Raw genomic sequence first — 16,335 nt, forward strand, 5'->3', positions numbered from 1 at the left:
ACGCGGAGTCTTACCAAAGGGCCGGGCGGCCGGTCAGGGCCGGGCTCCGGCCGGTTCGCGTCACTTTAGTGCAACGGTCGCCGCGGTCAACGAACCGCCCCGCGCGCCGTGCGGCCCGCTGTGACCGAAGCGGCAAAAGCCGCGAATCACCCGGTCGGCCGCGTGCGCCTCACGCCTGTGGGTTAGCTCACAACAGGATCAGGTGACCTTCTTTGTCCACCCTCACTCCATGCTCATACGGGCTGTGACCATTACCGTCGTATCCATGACGACTTCCGTTCCCGTGCCCGCCGCCTCCGCACCCAAGGCCGACGAGGGCCATTCCGTCACCGACCGCCTGGTGTCGTCGAACCGCGCCTACGCCGCGAAGTTCACCGACCCCGGCATGGACGCCCGCCCGGTCCTGCAGGTGGCCGTGGTGGCCTGCATGGACGCCCGCCTCGACCTGCACGCCGCCCTCGGCCTGGAGCTGGGCGACTGTCACACGATCCGCAACGCCGGCGGGGTGGTCACCGACGACACCATCCGCTCCCTCACCATCAGCCAGCGGGCGCTCGGCACCCGCACGGTGATACTCATCCACCACACCGGCTGCGGTCTCGAAAGCCTGACCGAGGACTTCCGCCACGAGCTGGAGGACGAGGTCGGCCAGCGCCCCGCCTGGGCCGTCGAGGCCTTCCGGGACGTGGACCAGGACGTCCGCCAGTCCATGCAGCGGGTCCGTACGAACCCCTTCCTGCCCCACAAGGACGATGTGCGAGGCTTCGTCTTCGACGTGCACACCGGACTCCTGCGGGAGATCGATCCCACCTCTTGAGTGACACCAGGGCCAAGCGCCGTCAAGAATGCGGGGAGACGTCACCCGGAATCGCTTCCGGGCCGGTGTCCGTGTCTTGATAGCTCGCGGTTTCTGAGGTGTTTCGGGGTGGGCCGGTCATGCGCCATGGGGCGCCGGCCCTGGGAAAGGGTCGAGGAGAACCAGGTGACCACGTATGACGACCGAGCGAGCCTCGCGGATCTGACCAGCACGGCGCAGCAGGTGCGGGAATCGATCGAGAGCGTGATCGAGGGCAAGCCCGAAGTGGTCCGCCTCGCGCTGACCGTCCTGCTCGCCGAGGGCCACCTGCTGATCGAGGACGTCCCCGGTGTCGGCAAGACGATGCTGGCCAAGGCGCTCGCCAAGTCCATCGACTGCTCGGTCCAGCGGATCCAGTTCACCCCGGACCTGCTGCCCTCGGACATCACCGGCGTGAGCATCTACGACCAGCAGCGCCGGGAGTTCGAGTTCAAGCCGGGCGCGATCTTCGCGCAGATCGTCATCGGCGACGAGATCAACCGCGCCTCCCCCAAAACCCAGTCCGCGCTGCTGGAGTCGATGGAGGAGCGCCAGGTCACCATCGACGGCACCACCTACACGCTGCCGAGCCCCTTCATGGTGGTCGCCACCCAGAACCCGGTGGAGATGGAGGGCACCTACCCCCTCCCCGAGGCCCAGCGCGACCGCTTCATGGCCCGGGTCTCGGTGGGCTACCCCAGCCCCGAGGCCGAGCTCCGGATGCTCGACGTGCACGGCGGGCTCTCCCCGCTCGACGATCTGACGGCCGTCGCGCACGCCCACGACATCGGCAAGCTCATCGAGGCCGTGCGCGAGGTGTACGTGGCCGCGCCCGTCCGGCGCTACGTCGTCGACCTGGTCTCCGCCACCCGCAGCCACCCGGACCTGCGCCTGGGCGCCTCGCCCCGCGCGACCCTGCACCTGCTGCGGGCCGTGAAGGCCTCCGCCGCCCTGGCCGGGCGGGACTACGTACTGCCCGACGACGTCCAGGCCCTGGCCGGACCGGTGCTCGCGCACCGGCTGCTGCCCACCGCGCAGGCCCAGCTGAGCCGGCGCACCGCCGAGCAGGTCGTCGCGGACATCCTCCAGCGCACGCCCGTACCGGCCGCGCCCGCGCGCGGCGAAATCCCGCCCGGCGCGGGCATCCGGGGCTTCTGATGAGCGCCGGCGCCCCGCACGGCGCGGGCGGCCGGGGTCCGGAGGACGGCGCCGGGCTGCGCGCGTCGCTGGCCGGGCTGACCACCCGCGGCCGGTCCTTCCTGGCCGCCGGAATCGCCGCCGGGCTGTGCGCGTACGTCCTCGGCCAGTCCGAGCTGCTCCGGGTCGGGCTGCTGCTCGCCGTGCTGCCGCTGCTCTGCGTCCTGGCCCTGCACCGCACCCGCCACCGGGTCTCCGGCAGCCGCAGGCTGACCCCGATGCGGGTGCCCGCCGGCTCCGAGGCCCGGGTCCAGCTCCGGCTGGACAACACCTCCCGGATGCCGACCGGGCTGCTGATGCTCCAGGACCGGGTGCCGTACGTGCTGGGGCCCCGGCCGCGCTTCGTTCTGGACCGGGTGGAGCCGGGCGGCCGCCGCGAGGTGTCGTACCGGGTCCGCTCCGATCTGCGCGGCCGCTATCCGCTGGGCCCGCTCCAGCTGCGCCTCACCGACCCCTTCGGGCTGGTCGAGCTGACCCGCTCCTTCTCCGCCTACGACACCCTCACCGTCATCCCGCGCACCGAGGCGCTGCCGCTGGTCCGCTTCACCGGCGAGTCCTCCGGCTACGGCGACGGCAGCCGGCGCTCGCTGGCCCTGGCGGGCGAGGACGACGTGATCCCGCGCGGCTACCGGCGCGGCGACGACCTGCGCCGCGTGCACTGGCGCTCCACCGCCCGCTACGGCGAGCTGATGGTGCGCCGCGAGGAGCAGCCGCAGCGCAGCCGGGCCACCGTGCTGCTGGACACCCGGCGCCTCGCCTACGAGGGCGCCGGCCCCGACTCGGCCTTCGAGTGGGCCGTCTCCGCCGCCGCTTCGGCCCTGGTGCACCTGCTGGAGCAGGGCTTCTCGGTACGGCTGCTGACCGACACCGGGGACTGCGTGCCCCGCGAGGGCGGCGGCTTCACCTCCGGCGGGCAGGAGTCCGCCGAGGCGGCGGGCCTCATGATGGACACCCTCGCGGTGGTCGGCCACTCCGACGGCGCGGGGCTCTCGCGGGCGTGTGACGCGGTACGGAGCAACGGCGCCGGCAGTGGCTTCGGCGGAGCGGGCGGAGACGGGCTCCTCATCGCCTTCTTCGGAGACATGGACGACGTACAGACGGGACTGGCGGCCAAGATGTGCCGGCGCGGCGGCGGCGCCGTGGCGTTCGTACTGGACTCCGCGGACCGGTCCGGGCGTCCGCCGGCGCCGGCTTCGGTGACGGCGCGGGGGCTGCTTCCGCTGGCGGAGCGCCTGGGCGGGCTGCGCGACGCGGGCTGGACGGCGCTGGCCGTCCCGGCCGGGGCGGCCTTCGGGGAGTTGTGGCGACAGGCGGGCAACGCGCCGATCGGCACGGTCGGCGGTTCGGGTTCGGCGGGGGGCTGGGGATGAGCGGGCGGGCGAGACTGACGGTCTTCGCGGCTCTGGCGACGCTGTTCACCGCCTGGTCGCTGGACCCGCTGGTGGAATCGGGCGGCTGGCTGCCGCAGGCGGCGCTGCTGCTGGCGCTGCAGAGCGCGGTGGGCGCGGCGGCGCGGCGGGTGCCGCTGGCCCGGACGCTGACCGTGGCGGCGCAGCTCCTCGTATCGCTGCTGGTGCTGATGCTGCTGTTCGGCGGGAAGATGCGGTCCGCCGCCGGCGACGGGCTGCTGGACTACCTCGTGACGGACTTCGGCGCGCTGTTCCGCCAGGGCGTGCAGGACGTGAACGAGTTCTCGATGCCGGCCCCCCTGACGGACGGGATCCGACTCCTGCTGGTGTCCGGGGTGCTGTTGATCGGGCTGCTGGTGGACCTGCTGGCGGTGACCGTGCGGACGGCCGCGGCGGCCGGGCTGCCGCTGCTCGCGCTGTACTCGGTGGCGGCCGGCCTGTCGGGCGCGGCCACCGGCTCCGGCGGCGCCTCCTGGATCTCCTTCCTGCTGGCCGGTGCCGGCTACCTCATGCTCCTGCTGGCCGAGGGCCGCGACCGGCTCGCACAGTGGGGCCGGGTCTTCGGCACCGCCGCTCCGTCCTCGCGCGGCCAGGTGGCGGCCGGATACTCGGGCGGCGGACGGGCGCTCGCCCCGGTGCGCACCGGGCGGCGGATCGGCGCGGTCGCGCTGGGTCTGGCGCTGGCGGTGCCGGCGGTGCTGCCCTCGCTGGGCACCGGAGTACTGGGCCCGGGCGGCGGCGCGGGCGAGGGCGAGGGCAACGGCCTCGGCCCCTCGATCCAGGCGGTCAACCCGCTCGTCTCCTTGCAGAGCAGCCTGAACACCCAGGACAACCGGGTGGTCCTGCGGTACCGCACGGACAGTCCCCAGCTCAGCGAGCAGTACCTGCGGATCCTGGCGCTCGACGAGTTCAACGGCGTCAAGTGGGAGGCCTCGGGGCGGGCCCTGACCGACGTCCCGAAGCGGATGCCGAACCCGCCGGGGGTGAGCGAGAGCGTGCTGAACGGCGCGACCGAGGTGCAGACCTTCATCTCCTCGGCACAGACGTACGCACAGCGCTACCTGCCGATGCCGTATCCCGCGACGGGGGTGGACATCGCCGGGAAGTGGCGGTTCGAGCCGGCCGGGCGGACGCTCGTCGGGGACCAGCTGGGCAAGGACAAGTTCCAGAACGCCCAGGGCGTGCAGTACTCGGTGCGGAGCCTGCTGCTGAACCCGACGGCCGAGCAGTTGCGGAGCGCGCCGGCGGCGAATCCCGAGATCGCGGCCGAGTACACGAAGGTCCCGGACAACCTGCCGGCGGTCGTCGTCCAGAGGGCCCGCGAGGTGACGCGCGGCACGAAGGACGACTACTCGGCGGCGGTCAAACTCCAGGACTACTTCGCCGTGAGCGGCGGGTTCCGCTACGACACGAAGGTGTCCTCGGGTACGGGTTCGCAGGCCATCGCCAAGTTCCTCACCGACAAGGAGGGCTTCTGCGTCCACTTCGCCTTCTCGATGGCCTCGATGGCGCGCACGCTCGGGATCCCGGCGCGGGTCGCGGTCGGGTTCACCCCCGGGGTGAAGCAGTCCGACGGCGTCGTCGACGTCTCGATGCGGGACGCGCACGCCTGGCCCGAGCTGTACTTCGAGGGCGTGGGATGGACCCGCTTCGAGCCGACGCCCCGGTCGGGGATCACGCTGCCGGACTACAGCCGGCCCGCCGTCCCGGACACCCGCCCGAGCGCTCCGTCGACGGCCCCCTCCGCGAGCGCGGCGCAGCCTTCGGCCGGGCCCTCGAAGGCGGAGGACTGCCCCGCGGACCAGAAGAAGCTGGGCGAGTGCGGTCCGGCCGCGGCGCAGGGCGCCGCGGGCGCGGGGGGAGACGGCCCCTCGGCGGGCACCGTCCTGGCGTGGACGGCCGTCGGCATCCTGCTGCTGGCCCCGCCGCTGCTGCCGTTCCTGTGGCGCCGGCGGCTGCGGGCGCGGCGGCTCGGCTCGGGGCAGGTGCTGGCCGCCTGGCGGGAGCTGGGCGACGCGGCGTGGGACGTCGGGATCCTCCCGGACGAGGCGCTGTCCCCCCGGGGGGCGGCGGACCGGGTGGTGTCGCTGGGCCGGCTGGATCCGGCGGCGGCCGATGCCGTGGGCCGGATCGCGGGCGCGGTGGAGCACGCGCTCTACGCTCCGCCCGGTGCCGACCCCTCGTACGGGGAGTCGGCGCAGGACGTCCTGCTGGCCCGCGCCGGGCTCCTTGCCGGGGTGTCCCGCCAGGCCCGGCTGCGCGCGCTGCTCTTCCCCCGCTCGGCGGCGCGGGTCGGCTGGGCGGCCTCGGCCCGGTGGTCGGCGCTGGCCGGCCGCGCGGCCTCGGCCACGGCGCGCTTCCGGACCCGGCTCCCGCTGCGCGGCCGCGGCTGACGGCGGGGCGGGCCGAACGGATCCAGCCTCGCGGCGTTCGAGGGGCGGGCGGGGCGGGCTTCGCACCCGGAACACGCGAAACGGCCGAGGCCGGGGCTCGATCCCCCCGAGCCCCGGCCTCGGCCGTGTTCCCGCCCCCGTCGGCCAGAGAGACCCGGTCCGCACCTGCCGCCCCGTGTCGGCGGTGCGGCCCGGGTCCCTGTCCGCAGCCCCCAGTCTGGCGAAAACGCGCCCCGCGCCCATCCGCGCGGATACTCATTTCCGTGCCTAGGTACGGATACTCACCCGCCCCACCAGTTCTACGCGGCCCCGCCGCCCCCGCGGCACCGCCGATCGGGGGGCACCGGCGGGCGGTCGCCCGTCAGCGGTTCCCGCTCACCCGGCCCCGCAACAGCAGCGACAGCGCCGAGTGCACGTCGTCCAGCGACCGCTCGCTCTGGAAGGACTGCCAGTCCAGCGCCGCCACCAGCACCATCCCCACCAGCGCCGCGGCCGTCAGCGGCACGTCGATCTCCGCGCTGAGCTCGCCCCGTTCCACGCCTTCGCGGAGCACCGTCTCCACGACGGCGACGGCCTCCCGCCGGACGACCATCAGCGTGGACTGCCAGGTCCGGTTGGTGCGCCACAGCTCGGCGACGTAGAGCTGGGTGAAGGCGGGGTACCGGTCGATGAAGACCAGGCCGGCCCGGATCATCTCGTCGAGCGCCTCCACCCGGGTCCCGCCCCTGGCCTCGGTCGATTCCGCCGCCGTCCGCAGGGACTCGGTCAGGAGTCCGACGCCGTGCCGCAGCAGCTCCTCGAAGAGGTCGTTCTTGCTGGCGAAGTTGTAGTAGACGGTGCCCTTCGCCACGCCCGCCCGCTCGGCGATCTCGTCGACCGTCGTCGCGGAGAATCCCTGCTCCGCTATGAGGGTGACGGCCGCTTCGTAGAGCTTCTGCCGTGTGGCCTGGCGGCGTCCGCCGCCCGTGGCCGTACCGGTGCTGCTGCTTTCCATGGCGCTGATTCTCACAGGTCGACCTGTCCCTTCGGGCTACAGGCTCAGTTCCGGGCGCAGCCGGTCCATCGTCCACACCTGCTTGCCGCGGGCGGCGAGGGCGGTCAGGGCCAGGGCACCCGCCGTGAAGGCGGTGAGGACCAGGCAGCCCTCCCAGACCGGGGCGAGGTCGCCGCCGGTGATGAGCCGGCGCAGGCTCTCGACCACGTAGGACATCGGCAGGTAGGGGTGGACGGCGTTGAAGAAGCCCGGGCTGGTCTGGACGGGGTAGGTACCGCCCGCCGAGGTGAGCTGGAGCATCAGGACGGCCAGGACCAGGATCCGGCCGGCGGCGCCGAACTTGGCGTTGAGCCACTGGACGATCGCGGCGAAGCAGCCGGTGACCAGCATCAGGAAGCCGACGGTGAGCGCCGGCCGGGCCATCTCCAGGCCGAGTCCCCAGTGCAGTACGGACATCAGTGCGCCCACCTGTGCCGCGCCGATCCCGGCCACGGGCAGCCAGCCCGCGAGGGCGATCCGCCAGGGCGAGGCGCCGGCGGCGAGCGCCCGCCGGTTCAGCGGGGCGATCAGCATGTAGGCGACCATCGCACCGACCCAGAGGGACAGCGGGATGAAGTACGGGGCGAAGCCGGTGCCGTAGTTGGGCGCCTTGTGCAGGGATTCGCTGGCGAGCCGTACCGGGTCGGCCATGACCTCGGTGCGGGCGTCGCGCTGCTGCTGGTCGTAGGCGGGGATCTTGCCCGCGCCGTCGTGCAGGCCGCCGGCGAGTTCGCCGTTGCCGTCGACGAGCTTGACCAGGCCGCCGTCGAGGTCGTGCGCGCCGGCGCCGAGCTTGCCGACGCCCGCGCCGAGTTCGCCGGAGCCCGTGGTGGCGGAGCCGATGCCGGTGTGCAGCTTGGACATGCCGGTGGCGACCTTGTGGGCGCCGTCGTTGAGGGCGTTCACCTGGGTGACCGCCGCGTCCAGGTCCGCGGAGAGGCCGGGGGCCTTCGTGACGAGGAGGCGGGCTTGGCGCTCCAGGTCGGTGAGCTGCTTGCGGAGGGTGCCGAGGTCACCGTTGGCGTTCTTGACGAGGGTGTCGACGTCACCGGCGAGTTCGGCGGCTTCGGCGGCGTCGTCCTTGAGCTTCTTCAGCTGCGGGCAGGTGTCGGGGACCGGCTTGGCGCCGGTGGTGCAGGTCTTCGCGTAGACGTCGGCGGCGCCGGTGGCGACGCGCTGGGTGACGGTGGCGGCGGCCGGGGCCGCCTTCGCGAAGGCTTCGAGGTGGTTGTTGACGACCCGGGCGGTGTCGGCGACGAGTTCGGCGCTGTCCGCGAGGTTCTTGGGGTCCTTGAGGAAGGGACGGGCCTTGTCCGCGGCGCCGCCGACCTTGTCGGCGAGCTTCTGGGTGCCGGCCGCGATGTCCTTCGTACCCGTCTCCAGCTGTCCGGCGGCCCCGTTCAGCTTCTTCAGACCGCCGGTGAGCTCGCCGTTCTTCTCCTTCGCCGTGTCCAGGCCGTCGGCGAGGTCCTTGGCGCCCTTCTGCGCCTTGCCCGCACCGTCCGTGAGCTTGTCGGCCCCGTCGGCGGCCTCGGCGGTCTTGCCGTGGAGGTCGGAGAAGTTCACGAAGATCTTGTCGAGGAAGCCGCGGGAGGCGTTGGTGGACGCCGCCGAGCGGACCTCCGAGAAGACCGTGCGCGAGATCGAGCCGACGATGTAGTTGTTCGCGTCGTTGGTGCGGACCTGGAGGGCTCCGGTGGCGGGGTCCTCGCCCGAGCTGGAGGCGATCTTCGCGCTGAAGTCGGCGGGCATGGTGAGGGAGAGGTAGTACGTGCCGTTCTCCAGCCCCTCGGCCGCCTCCTCGGCGCTCACCTCGCGCCAGTCGAAGGTCTTGCTGTCGTGCAGTTTGCGGGTGATCTCCCCGCCGGCGTCGATCTGCTTCCCGTCGACGGTGGCGCCCCGGTCGGAGTTGACGAGGGCGACGGGCACCTTGTCGAGGCGGCTGTACGGGTCCCAGAAGGACCACAGGTACAGGGCTCCGTAGAGCAGCGGCAGCAGGAGCAGTGAGACGAGGGCGGCCCGGGGCAGCTTCCCCCGCCCGAACCGCTTCAGCTCAAGCGCGGCCAGCTTCGGCGAGCGCATCGTCGTCCCCCTTCGTGTCGTGCGCGGCGTGCGCGGCGTCCGTGTCGTGCGCGGTGGCCGAGTCGTCGGCGTCGTGCGCGGTGGCCGTGGTGTCGGCGTCGGCCGTGCCGTCGGCGCCGTGCGGGGCGGCGGCCCGGGCGCCCCAGGTGACCTTGGAGTCCGTGGGCCGGGGCAGCACGGCGGATCCCGCGGCCGGTGCCGCGGCCCGGCCGGCGGCGGAGTCCGGGGCCGGGTCCGTTGCCCGGTCCGTGAGGGGGACGGGATTCACGGCCCGGCCCACGGCCGGATCCCCGGCCGGTTCGCCCGCCGGATCCGCGGCGGGTTCCACGGCCGGGCCGGTGCGCAGGACCGTCGCGTCGGCCGGGGCCTCGCTGCACACGGCGAGGACCGTGGTCCCGCGGGCGGCGAGGGAGCGGAGAAGGTCCCAGACCTCGGCGCGCTCGGCGGCCGACAGCTTGATGTCCAGGTCGTCCAGGGCGAGCAGGCGAGGCGAGGCGAGCAGCGCGATGGCCACCGACAGGCGTACGGATTCCAGCCGTTCCAGGTCCCGTACGGAGGTGCGCGGCCCCTTCGGCAGGGTCTCGAGGTCCAGTCCGGCGGCGGCCAGCGCCGCGTCGATCCGGGCCGCGGTGGCGGCGCGCCGCTCGCCGCGCGGGCGGAGCAGGGCGCGGACGGGGCCGTCGTAGCGGCGCTGGAGGAGGGCGCCCTCGCGCAGTTGCTCGGCGACGGTGAGGGCCTGGTCGAGGTCGTTGACCCCGGGTACCGGGCCGAGGGCGGCGATGCGGCGGACCGCGGCCATCTTCTTCGGCAGCCGGTGCCGGCCGATCTCGGCGTGGCCCTCGGTGGGCTTCATCCGCCCGGTGAGGGCGAGGAGCAGGCACGTCCGCCCGCTGCCGGAGGGGCCTTCGACCGCGATGAGCGAGCCGGGCGCCGCGTCGATCCCGATCCCCCGGAACACCCAGCCGCGCGGGCCCTTGACTCCGAAGTCCTCGGCTTTGACGGCCGCGCCGTGCGGGCTGTCCACGCCCTCCCCCTCCTTTTGAACTGACTGGTCAGTTCAAAAACTAGCACCTCCCCGTCGGCATCCGCTGCCCAGCGGGCGGCAGTTGCCCGGCCCCTACCTGGGACTCGGGGACGAAATCGCAGGTCAGAGCGATTGTCAGTGGGGGCCGTCACCATGACGGCAGACAAGAACAGCGCAATCCGCAAGAAGTGAGACCAGAGCGACAACAGGCAGCGCGCGGCGCACGCGACGAGCACCGCGCGCAACGACAGGAGGTTCGTCATGGCCACACCGTCCCCGTCCCCTGTTCACCCCGTCCCCCGGAAGTCCGCGGCACCCCCCGCCGCCCTCGACCTGCTCGCCAAGGCCCACGAGGGCCTGGCCGAAGCCGCCCGGCTGACCCGGCCCAACGAGCGGTACGCCACCGCCCACCTCGCCGCTCTGCGCGCCGCCGCGGCCGTGCTCGCCGTGCGCGGGCGGCCCGAGCCGGTGCGTCCCCGGCGCAGGCCTCGGATCCGCAGCGCGTGGGAGGTGCTCCCGGAGATAGCGCCCGAACTGACCGAGTGGAGCGCGCTCTTCGCCTCCGGCGCGGCCCGCCGGGCGCGGGCGGAGGCCGGCATAGCGGGCGCGGCCACCGGCCGGGACGCGGACGATCTGGTGCGTGCCGTCGCGATGTTCCTGCGCCTGGTGGAGCGGATGCTCGCGCTCCGCCCGCCTGCACAGGCCCGCCCGGCGCAGAGCCTGCCGCTACCGCGTGCGGAGCGTCCGGACGCGGGATGACCTGCCCGGCAGCGAGAGGCCATAGGGTGGGCAGCGACCGCTCACCAACGTGCCGAGGAGCCATCAGCCGTGTCGGACACTTCCCGCCCCCGCACCTCCCTCCGCACCGCCGTGGTGTGGGAGGTCCTCAAGGAGGCGCTCGACCGCCGGGTGAAGGCGACCGGGCGGGACGTGCTGGACGTGCTCGACACGGGTGGCGGTACGGGCAAGTTCGCCGTGCCGGTGGCCCACCTCGGCCACCGGGTCACGGTGGTCGACCCGAGCCCCAACGCGCTGTTCGGCCTGGAGCGCCGGGTGGCCGAAGCCGGCGTGGCCGACCTGGTCCGAGGAGTACAGGGCGACGCCCAGGGCCTGCTCGACGTCGTCGACCGCGATTCCTATGACGTGGTGATCTGCCACGGCGTGCTGGAGTACGTGGACGACCCGGCCGAGGGCGTGGCCAACGCCGTGGCCGCCCTGCGCGCCGGCGGCATCCTCAGCCTGCTCGGCGCCGGACTGGGCGGGGCCGTCCTGGCCCGCGCCCTGGCCGGGCACTTCACGGAGGCCCGTACGGCCCTGACCGACCCGGCCGGCCGCTGGGGCGCGGGCGATCCGGTACCGCGCCGCTTCACGGCCGAGCAGCTCTCCGCGCTGGTCTCCGAGGCCGGCCTGGCCGTGGGCGCGGTGCACGGGGTCCGGATCTTCGCCGACCTCGTGCCGGGCGTCTTGGTGGACACCGAGCCGGGCGCCGTCGAGGCCCTGCTGCGGCTGGAGGAGGCCGCCGCCGAGCTCCCCGCGTTCCACGCGGTCGCCACGCAGCTCCACGTCCTCGGCGAGAAGCCCGCCTGATCTGCGGAGCTTCCGGGAACGCGGTGCGCCACTCACCCTCCGAACCGGCGTCGTGACCCGTATGATCGGGGTCAGCGCCCGGCATGCCGAGCGGACCTCTGGGGAATAACGCCCTCAGTGGGCCGTTCAAGACGGCGCTGAGCATTCCCCAACCGGTACTTTTTACGGGCAGTGTTTTTTTAGAACGTGGCGTAGAGGGCGGGTATCACGGGGGCGATTCCCCGCCTATCCTGAAGGGGACCCCTGGTCGCTACCCCCCGCGACCGACGGATGAGGAGGACTCCCGTGCCGCTCTCGGAGCACGAGCAGCGAATGCTCGAGCAGATGGAGCGAGCGCTGTACGCCGAAGATCCCAAATTCGCTACAGCGCTTGAGGGAAGCGGACTGCGCACGTACACCCGGCGACGGGTCTACCAGGCAGTCGCAGGCATTGTGGTGGGTGTCGCGCTCCTCATGACCGGTGTGATCGTGCCGAACGTACTGTGGATCAGCGTGGTGGGATTCCTCGTCATGCTGGGCTGTACGGTGCTCGTGGTCACCGGTTGGCGCAAGGCACCCAAGCCTGGTGAGCAGCCCGCCTCCGGTAGTGCAGGCGGTTCGGCCCAAGGGCAGAACCGGCAGCGTCGGTCGATGATGGGCCGTATCGAGGAACGGTGGCAGCGCCGCCGTGACGAACAGGGGCAGTAGGCCCCACCGACAGACTCGGGTGCAGGGACGGCCGCCGGAAGGCGGCCGTCCCTGCATCCATGCGCCGGCTCGCTTCCGTGCCCACTCACCGATTCAGCGCCGGATCGCGGCTTCTGGGACATGATGATCAGATGAGTGTGCTCCCTCTGGTCTTCACCAGCGGCTGGGCCAGTGGGATCAACGCGTACGCCGTGGTCCTGCTGCTCGGCATCTTCGGCAGGACCGGCCTGACCGACGAGGTCCCCGCGTCCCTGCAACGCACCGACGTGCTGATCGTGGCGGCAGCCCTCTTCCTCTGCGAGGCGGTCGCCGACAAGATCCCGTACGTGGACTCCCTCTGGGACACCGTCCACACCGTGATCCGCCCGGTGTCCGGCGCGGTGGTCGGCGCACTCCTGGCCGGGCAGAGCGGCTCGCTCTCCGACATCACCGCCGGCGCCGTCGGCGGCACCACGGCCCTGGCCAGCCATTTCGTCAAGGCCGGCACGCGCATGGCGATCAACACATCACCCGAGCCGTTCAGCAACGTCATCGTGAGCACCGCCGAGGACCTCGGCGTGGGCGGGATCGTCACCTTCGCGATGTTCAATCCGGAGGCCGCGGCGATCATCTGCGCCGTCCTGCTGATCATCGGACTCGCCCTGCTGATCTACCTATGGGCCCGGATCCGCCGCTTCCTGCGCCGCCGGGCCCAGCGCCGCGAGGAGAAGAGACTGGCCGGGGAGGTCCGGCCCGCTCCGAAAGGCCGGTCCTAAGGTCGCCCGCGTCGCTCGGTAGGCTCAGCCGCATGGCACGAATTGCGGTGATCGGCGCCGGGATGGGCGCGATGGCGACGGCGGCACGGCTGGCCGTGGCCGGACATCAGGTGACGGTGTACGAGCGCGGGACGACCTACGGCGGAGCCGTCGGCCGGTACGCCCGCGACGGCTTCGCCTTCGACACCGGCCCCGGGCTGGTGCACCTGCCCGCCGTCTACCGCGATCTGTTCGTCAAGACCGGCAAGCGCCCGCTGGAGGAGTGCGCGGAGCTGGTCCAGATCGACCCCGCCGTCCGCTACGTCCTCCCGGACGGCCGCACCGTCACCTTCCCGGGCGGCTCGCACGGTGGCGCCGCCGCCGCGGTCGACGCGGTCTTCGGGCCCGGCTCCGGGGATCGCTGGAGCGCGGTCCTGGGCCGCGCCCGGGACGCCTGGGACGCCACCCGCCGGCCGCTCCTGGAGGAGCCGCTGCACCCGGACCGGGCGGCGCTGGGCCGCGATCCGTACCCCGCGCTGCGCGGGAGCGGACTGCTGCGCCGCCGGCCGCCGACCCTGGCCGAGGTCGCCGCCCGCGAGCTCGGCGGCGGCGGCTTCGACGAGCTGCTCACCGCGCGCGTACGGGCGTACGGGGTCGATCCCGCGACCGCGCCCGCCTCGGCGGCGGTGCTGCCCTACATGGAGCAGACCTTCGGCAGCTGGTACGTGCGCGGCGGGGTCCGGGAGCTGGCCACCGCCGTGTACGAGCGGTGCCTGGAACGGAAGGTCGTCTTCGAGTTCGACACCGAGGTGCGGGAGGTCCTGGTGCGCGAGGGCCGGGCGGCCGGACTGGTGACGGCCGACGGCACCGAGGTCGCGGCCGACCACGTGGTCTGCGCGGCCGACCCCGGTGGGCTGCGGATCCCGCTCGCCCCGGGCTCCGCGCCCGCCCGTACGGCGGAACCGGCCCGCTGGTACACCCTGTTCGCCGCGCTGCGCGGGGCCCGCGAGGACGGGGCCGCGCACCGCACGCTGGCCGGCCACGTCACCGTGCTGCGCCCCGACGACCCGGCTGCCCGGCCGGACTCCGAGCACGAGGCGGTCACCGTGCACGCCGTGCTGACCGCTGGGTCCGCGCCCGCTCCCTGCGCCGAGGAGCTGCTGACGGCGGCCGCCCGCGTCGTCCCCGGGCTGCGGGAGCGGCTGCTGTGGCACGAGCTGCGCACCCCGGCCGACGTGGCGGCGGTCACGGGTTCGGCGGACGTGCCCGCGCCCGCGCTGGCCGGTGCCGGCGGCCGGCTGCTGCACCCGGCGAACACCACCGCCGTGCCCGGGCTGTACCTGGCCGGCGGCTGGGCGCACCCGGGCGGCGGGCTGGCGCACGCGGGGATGACGGGGGCCCTGGTGGCCGGGCTGATCGTGGAGGGCGCGGACTTCCGCGGCTCCCGCTAGGCCTAGTAGCGGTACTGCTCGTACTCGCCCGTGCCCTGGTACGGGTACGGCTGCGGTTGCTGCTGCTCCTCCGCCGGGTAGGGCTGGTTCGCGTCGCGCTGCTGCGGGACCCAGACCCCGCCGGGCGGGGTGTCCATGGAGTACTGCCCGTGCTGCCCGGTCGCGTACGGGTCCTGGGCGTACCCGCCGCCGTACTGGCTCTCGTAGCCGAACGGCTGCTGCGGGGCGACGGCGCCGCCGGTGCCGATGTACGGGTCCGAGTAGGCGGCGTAGACCTGCTGCTCGCCGGGGGCCGGGTAGCCGGTGGTGTAGTCGTAGCCGCCCTGGGTCTGCGGGTCGTAGTACGCCGCGTACTGGTGGGCGTCCTGCTCGGCCGGGGCCACGGGCGAGCCGAACGGCGAGGCGAAGGCGCCGGGCCCGCCGGGGCCGCCGTACGGAGCGGCCGCACCGGTCGCCGGCTGCGGGGGGTGGAACTCCTGGACGTGTTCGCGCACGGCCCCCGCGGTGAACGCGCCGGGCTCGTCGTCGAAGTTCTCGCCGCCGGCCGGGCCGGACCCGTACTCCAGGGCCGTCACCTCCAGGGCCGGCTCCGGGCGCGGTCCGCCCGCGGCCCGGCGGCGCCGGCTCTGCGGGAGTTCGGGCTCGGGGTCCTTGCCGCGGCGCAGCGCCCAGCCGGACACGAAGCCCTTGCGGAAGGAGAGGGTCACCAGCGTCTGGCCGATCGCGAACGCGACGGCTCCGGCCCCGATGACGAGCACCGACGGCAGCACGACACCGGCGACCACGCCGACGAAACCGGCGAAGGCGAGCAGGCGCCAGCGCAACCGGGCCTTGTACTGCATCAGGACCTCGGCAAGCAGCCACAGCGCGACGAAGCCGAACGCGATGTAGAGGACCGTCATTCCCATGCGGGGCACCTCTCGGTACGGCCGCCCGCCCGGGGAACGGGGGCCGGCCGATCAGGCCCGCTGGTGCAGGCCCAAGTTCTCGTAGATCTCCAGCGTCGCCGTGGAATTGTTCAGCGTGATGAAGTGCAGCCCCGGGACACCCTCGGACAGCAGCCGCGCGCAGAACTCCGTGGCGAACTCGATGCCAATGGAGCGTACAGCGGCTGCGTCGTCCTTGACCGCGAGCATGCGCTCTTTCACGGCCGCGGGGAAGATTGCGTTGCTGAGTTGCGGAAGCCGGTCGAGCTGCCTGATGCCCACAACAGGCATGACCTCGGGGATGATCGGGGTGTCGCAGCCCGACTTCTCGACGCTGTCGCGCAGCCGGAGGTAGTGCTCCGGATCGAAGAACATCTGCGTGATCGCGTAGTCGGCGCCCGCGCGGCACTTGTCCACGAAGTGCCGGATGTCCGAGTCCCAGTCGTCCGAGCGCGGGTGCATCTCGGGGAAGGCGGCGACGCCGACGCAGAAGTCGCCGGACTCCTTGAGCAGCCGGACCAGGTCCGCGGCGAAGTGCACGCCCTCGGGGTGGGCCACCCACGGGCCCATCGGGTCGCCCGGCGGGTCGCCGCGCAGGGCGAGCATGTTGCGGATGCCGGCGTCGGCGAACTGGCCGATCACATTGCGCAGCTCGGCGATCGAGTGGTCGACCGCGGTGAGGTGCGCGACGGGGGTCAGCGTGGTGTTCGCGGCGATCTGTTCGGTGGCCCGTACGGTGCCGCCGCGCGTGGAGCCGCCGGCCCCGTACGTGACGGAGACGAAGCTCGGGGCCACGGCCTCGACCCGGCGCAGCGCGTCCCAGAGGTTGCGCTCGCCCTTCTCGCTCTTGGGCGCCCAGAACTCGAAGGAGTACGAGTGCCCGGACGCGAGGAGGTCGCGGACCGTGTGTGCACGGTCCGACCAGGTGGAAGAGGTACCAAGGGCCATACCGGGAGGTTAGACGTGCTCCGGTGGAC

At 73.3% G+C, this 16,335-nt stretch carries 14 protein-coding genes; 9 read left to right on the top strand and 5 right to left on the bottom strand.

What is annotated here, in order from left to right:
- Positions 1 to 265: 265 nt before the first annotated feature.
- From AC6CKD_RS10260 to AC6CKD_RS10275, 4 genes are all read left to right on the top strand, one after another.
- Positions 266 to 817 carry a beta-class carbonic anhydrase gene (locus AC6CKD_RS10260; RefSeq protein WP_498326637.1) on the top strand — a complete coding sequence of 184 codons (552 nt, stop codon included), beginning with the start codon at positions 266 to 268 and terminating at the stop codon, positions 815 to 817.
- 165 nt (positions 818 to 982) lie between these two features.
- A complete protein-coding gene (locus tag AC6CKD_RS10265) occupies positions 983 to 1,993 on the top strand; it encodes an AAA family ATPase (protein ID WP_478689792.1) in 1,011 nt (336 codons plus the stop codon).
- Positions 1,993 to 3,402 carry a DUF58 domain-containing protein gene (locus AC6CKD_RS10270; protein ID WP_498326639.1) on the top strand — a complete coding sequence of 470 codons (1,410 nt, stop codon included), beginning with the start codon at positions 1,993 to 1,995 and terminating at the stop codon, positions 3,400 to 3,402. The genes AC6CKD_RS10265 and AC6CKD_RS10270 overlap by 1 nt, the downstream gene beginning before the upstream one ends.
- Entirely contained in the window at positions 3,399 to 5,834 is a 2,436-nt protein-coding gene (locus tag AC6CKD_RS10275) for a transglutaminase TgpA family protein (protein WP_498326640.1), read from the top strand. Before AC6CKD_RS10270 ends, AC6CKD_RS10275 begins: the two co-directional genes overlap by 4 nt.
- A gap of 361 nt (positions 5,835 to 6,195) precedes the next feature.
- Here the strand turns inward: AC6CKD_RS10275 and AC6CKD_RS10280 are convergent, their stop codons facing one another.
- Genes AC6CKD_RS10280 through AC6CKD_RS10290 form a run of 3 tightly spaced genes read right to left on the bottom strand, consistent with a single transcriptional unit; the run spans position 6,196 to position 9,973 of the window.
- Entirely contained in the window at positions 6,196 to 6,828 is a 633-nt protein-coding gene (locus tag AC6CKD_RS10280; RefSeq protein ID WP_498326641.1) for a TetR/AcrR family transcriptional regulator, read from the bottom strand.
- Between the two features lie 36 nt (positions 6,829 to 6,864).
- Positions 6,865 to 8,949 carry a YhgE/Pip family protein gene (locus AC6CKD_RS10285; protein ID WP_498326642.1) on the bottom strand — a complete coding sequence of 695 codons (2,085 nt, stop codon included), beginning with the start codon at positions 8,947 to 8,949 and terminating at the stop codon, positions 6,865 to 6,867.
- On the bottom strand, positions 8,921 to 9,973 hold the full coding sequence (locus tag AC6CKD_RS10290; protein WP_498326643.1) for an ATP-binding cassette domain-containing protein: 1,053 nt from the start codon (positions 9,971 to 9,973) through the stop codon (positions 8,921 to 8,923). The genes AC6CKD_RS10285 and AC6CKD_RS10290 overlap by 29 nt, the downstream gene beginning before the upstream one ends.
- A gap of 261 nt (positions 9,974 to 10,234) precedes the next feature.
- On the opposite strand from AC6CKD_RS10290, the gene AC6CKD_RS10295 reads away from it, so the two are divergent.
- The 5 genes from AC6CKD_RS10295 (at position 10,235) to AC6CKD_RS10315 (ending at position 14,432) form a co-directional block, all read left to right on the top strand.
- The gene (locus AC6CKD_RS10295) at positions 10,235 to 10,732 is read left to right on the top strand and encodes an SAV_6107 family HEPN domain-containing protein (protein WP_498326645.1); all 498 of its coding nucleotides are present in this window, start codon (positions 10,235 to 10,237) and stop codon (positions 10,730 to 10,732) included.
- 69 nt (positions 10,733 to 10,801) lie between these two features.
- Entirely contained in the window at positions 10,802 to 11,560 is a 759-nt protein-coding gene (locus tag AC6CKD_RS10300; protein ID WP_498326646.1) for a class I SAM-dependent methyltransferase, read from the top strand.
- A 285-nt stretch (positions 11,561 to 11,845) separates the two neighbouring features.
- A complete protein-coding gene (locus tag AC6CKD_RS10305) occupies positions 11,846 to 12,247 on the top strand; it encodes an SCO2097 family morphological protein (RefSeq protein WP_498326648.1) in 402 nt (133 codons plus the stop codon).
- A 131-nt stretch (positions 12,248 to 12,378) separates the two neighbouring features.
- Positions 12,379 to 13,002 (top strand): DUF4126 domain-containing protein, encoded by a 624-nt coding sequence (locus AC6CKD_RS10310; RefSeq protein ID WP_498326650.1) that lies wholly within the window; start codon positions 12,379 to 12,381, stop codon positions 13,000 to 13,002.
- A gap of 32 nt (positions 13,003 to 13,034) precedes the next feature.
- Entirely contained in the window at positions 13,035 to 14,432 is a 1,398-nt protein-coding gene (locus AC6CKD_RS10315) for a phytoene desaturase family protein (protein ID WP_498326651.1), read from the top strand.
- Between the two features lie 2 nt (positions 14,433 to 14,434).
- Here AC6CKD_RS10315 and AC6CKD_RS10320 read toward each other — a convergent pair whose 3' ends face one another.
- Entirely contained in the window at positions 14,435 to 15,340 is a 906-nt protein-coding gene (locus tag AC6CKD_RS10320) for a hypothetical protein (protein WP_498326653.1), read from the bottom strand.
- Positions 15,341 to 15,391: 51 nt separating this feature from the next.
- Positions 15,392 to 16,306, bottom strand: a complete 915-nt coding sequence (metF, locus tag AC6CKD_RS10325) for a methylenetetrahydrofolate reductase [NAD(P)H] (RefSeq protein WP_498326654.1) — start codon at positions 16,304 to 16,306, stop codon at positions 15,392 to 15,394.
- Positions 16,307 to 16,335 lie beyond the last annotated feature (29 nt).

Source organism: Streptomyces sp. GQ60 (genome assembly GCF_059758875.1).

Coding starts and splice junctions, on each gene's coding strand:
- AC6CKD_RS10260 (WP_498326637.1), top strand. CDS start 266: ATGACGACTTCCGTTCCCGTGCCCGCCGCCTCCGCACCCAAGGCCGAC.
- AC6CKD_RS10270 (WP_498326639.1), top strand. CDS start 1,993: ATGAGCGCCGGCGCCCCGCACGGCGCGGGCGGCCGGGGTCCGGAGGAC.
- AC6CKD_RS10275 (WP_498326640.1), top strand. CDS start 3,399: ATGAGCGGGCGGGCGAGACTGACGGTCTTCGCGGCTCTGGCGACGCTG.
- AC6CKD_RS10280 (WP_498326641.1), bottom strand. CDS start 6,828: ATGGAAAGCAGCAGCACCGGTACGGCCACGGGCGGCGGACGCCGCCAG.
- AC6CKD_RS10285 (WP_498326642.1), bottom strand. CDS start 8,949: ATGCGCTCGCCGAAGCTGGCCGCGCTTGAGCTGAAGCGGTTCGGGCGG.
- AC6CKD_RS10295 (WP_498326645.1), top strand. CDS start 10,235: ATGGCCACACCGTCCCCGTCCCCTGTTCACCCCGTCCCCCGGAAGTCC.
- AC6CKD_RS10310 (WP_498326650.1), top strand. CDS start 12,379: ATGAGTGTGCTCCCTCTGGTCTTCACCAGCGGCTGGGCCAGTGGGATC.
- AC6CKD_RS10315 (WP_498326651.1), top strand. CDS start 13,035: ATGGCACGAATTGCGGTGATCGGCGCCGGGATGGGCGCGATGGCGACG.
- AC6CKD_RS10320 (WP_498326653.1), bottom strand. CDS start 15,340: ATGGGAATGACGGTCCTCTACATCGCGTTCGGCTTCGTCGCGCTGTGG.
- metF (WP_498326654.1), bottom strand. CDS start 16,306: ATGGCCCTTGGTACCTCTTCCACCTGGTCGGACCGTGCACACACGGTC.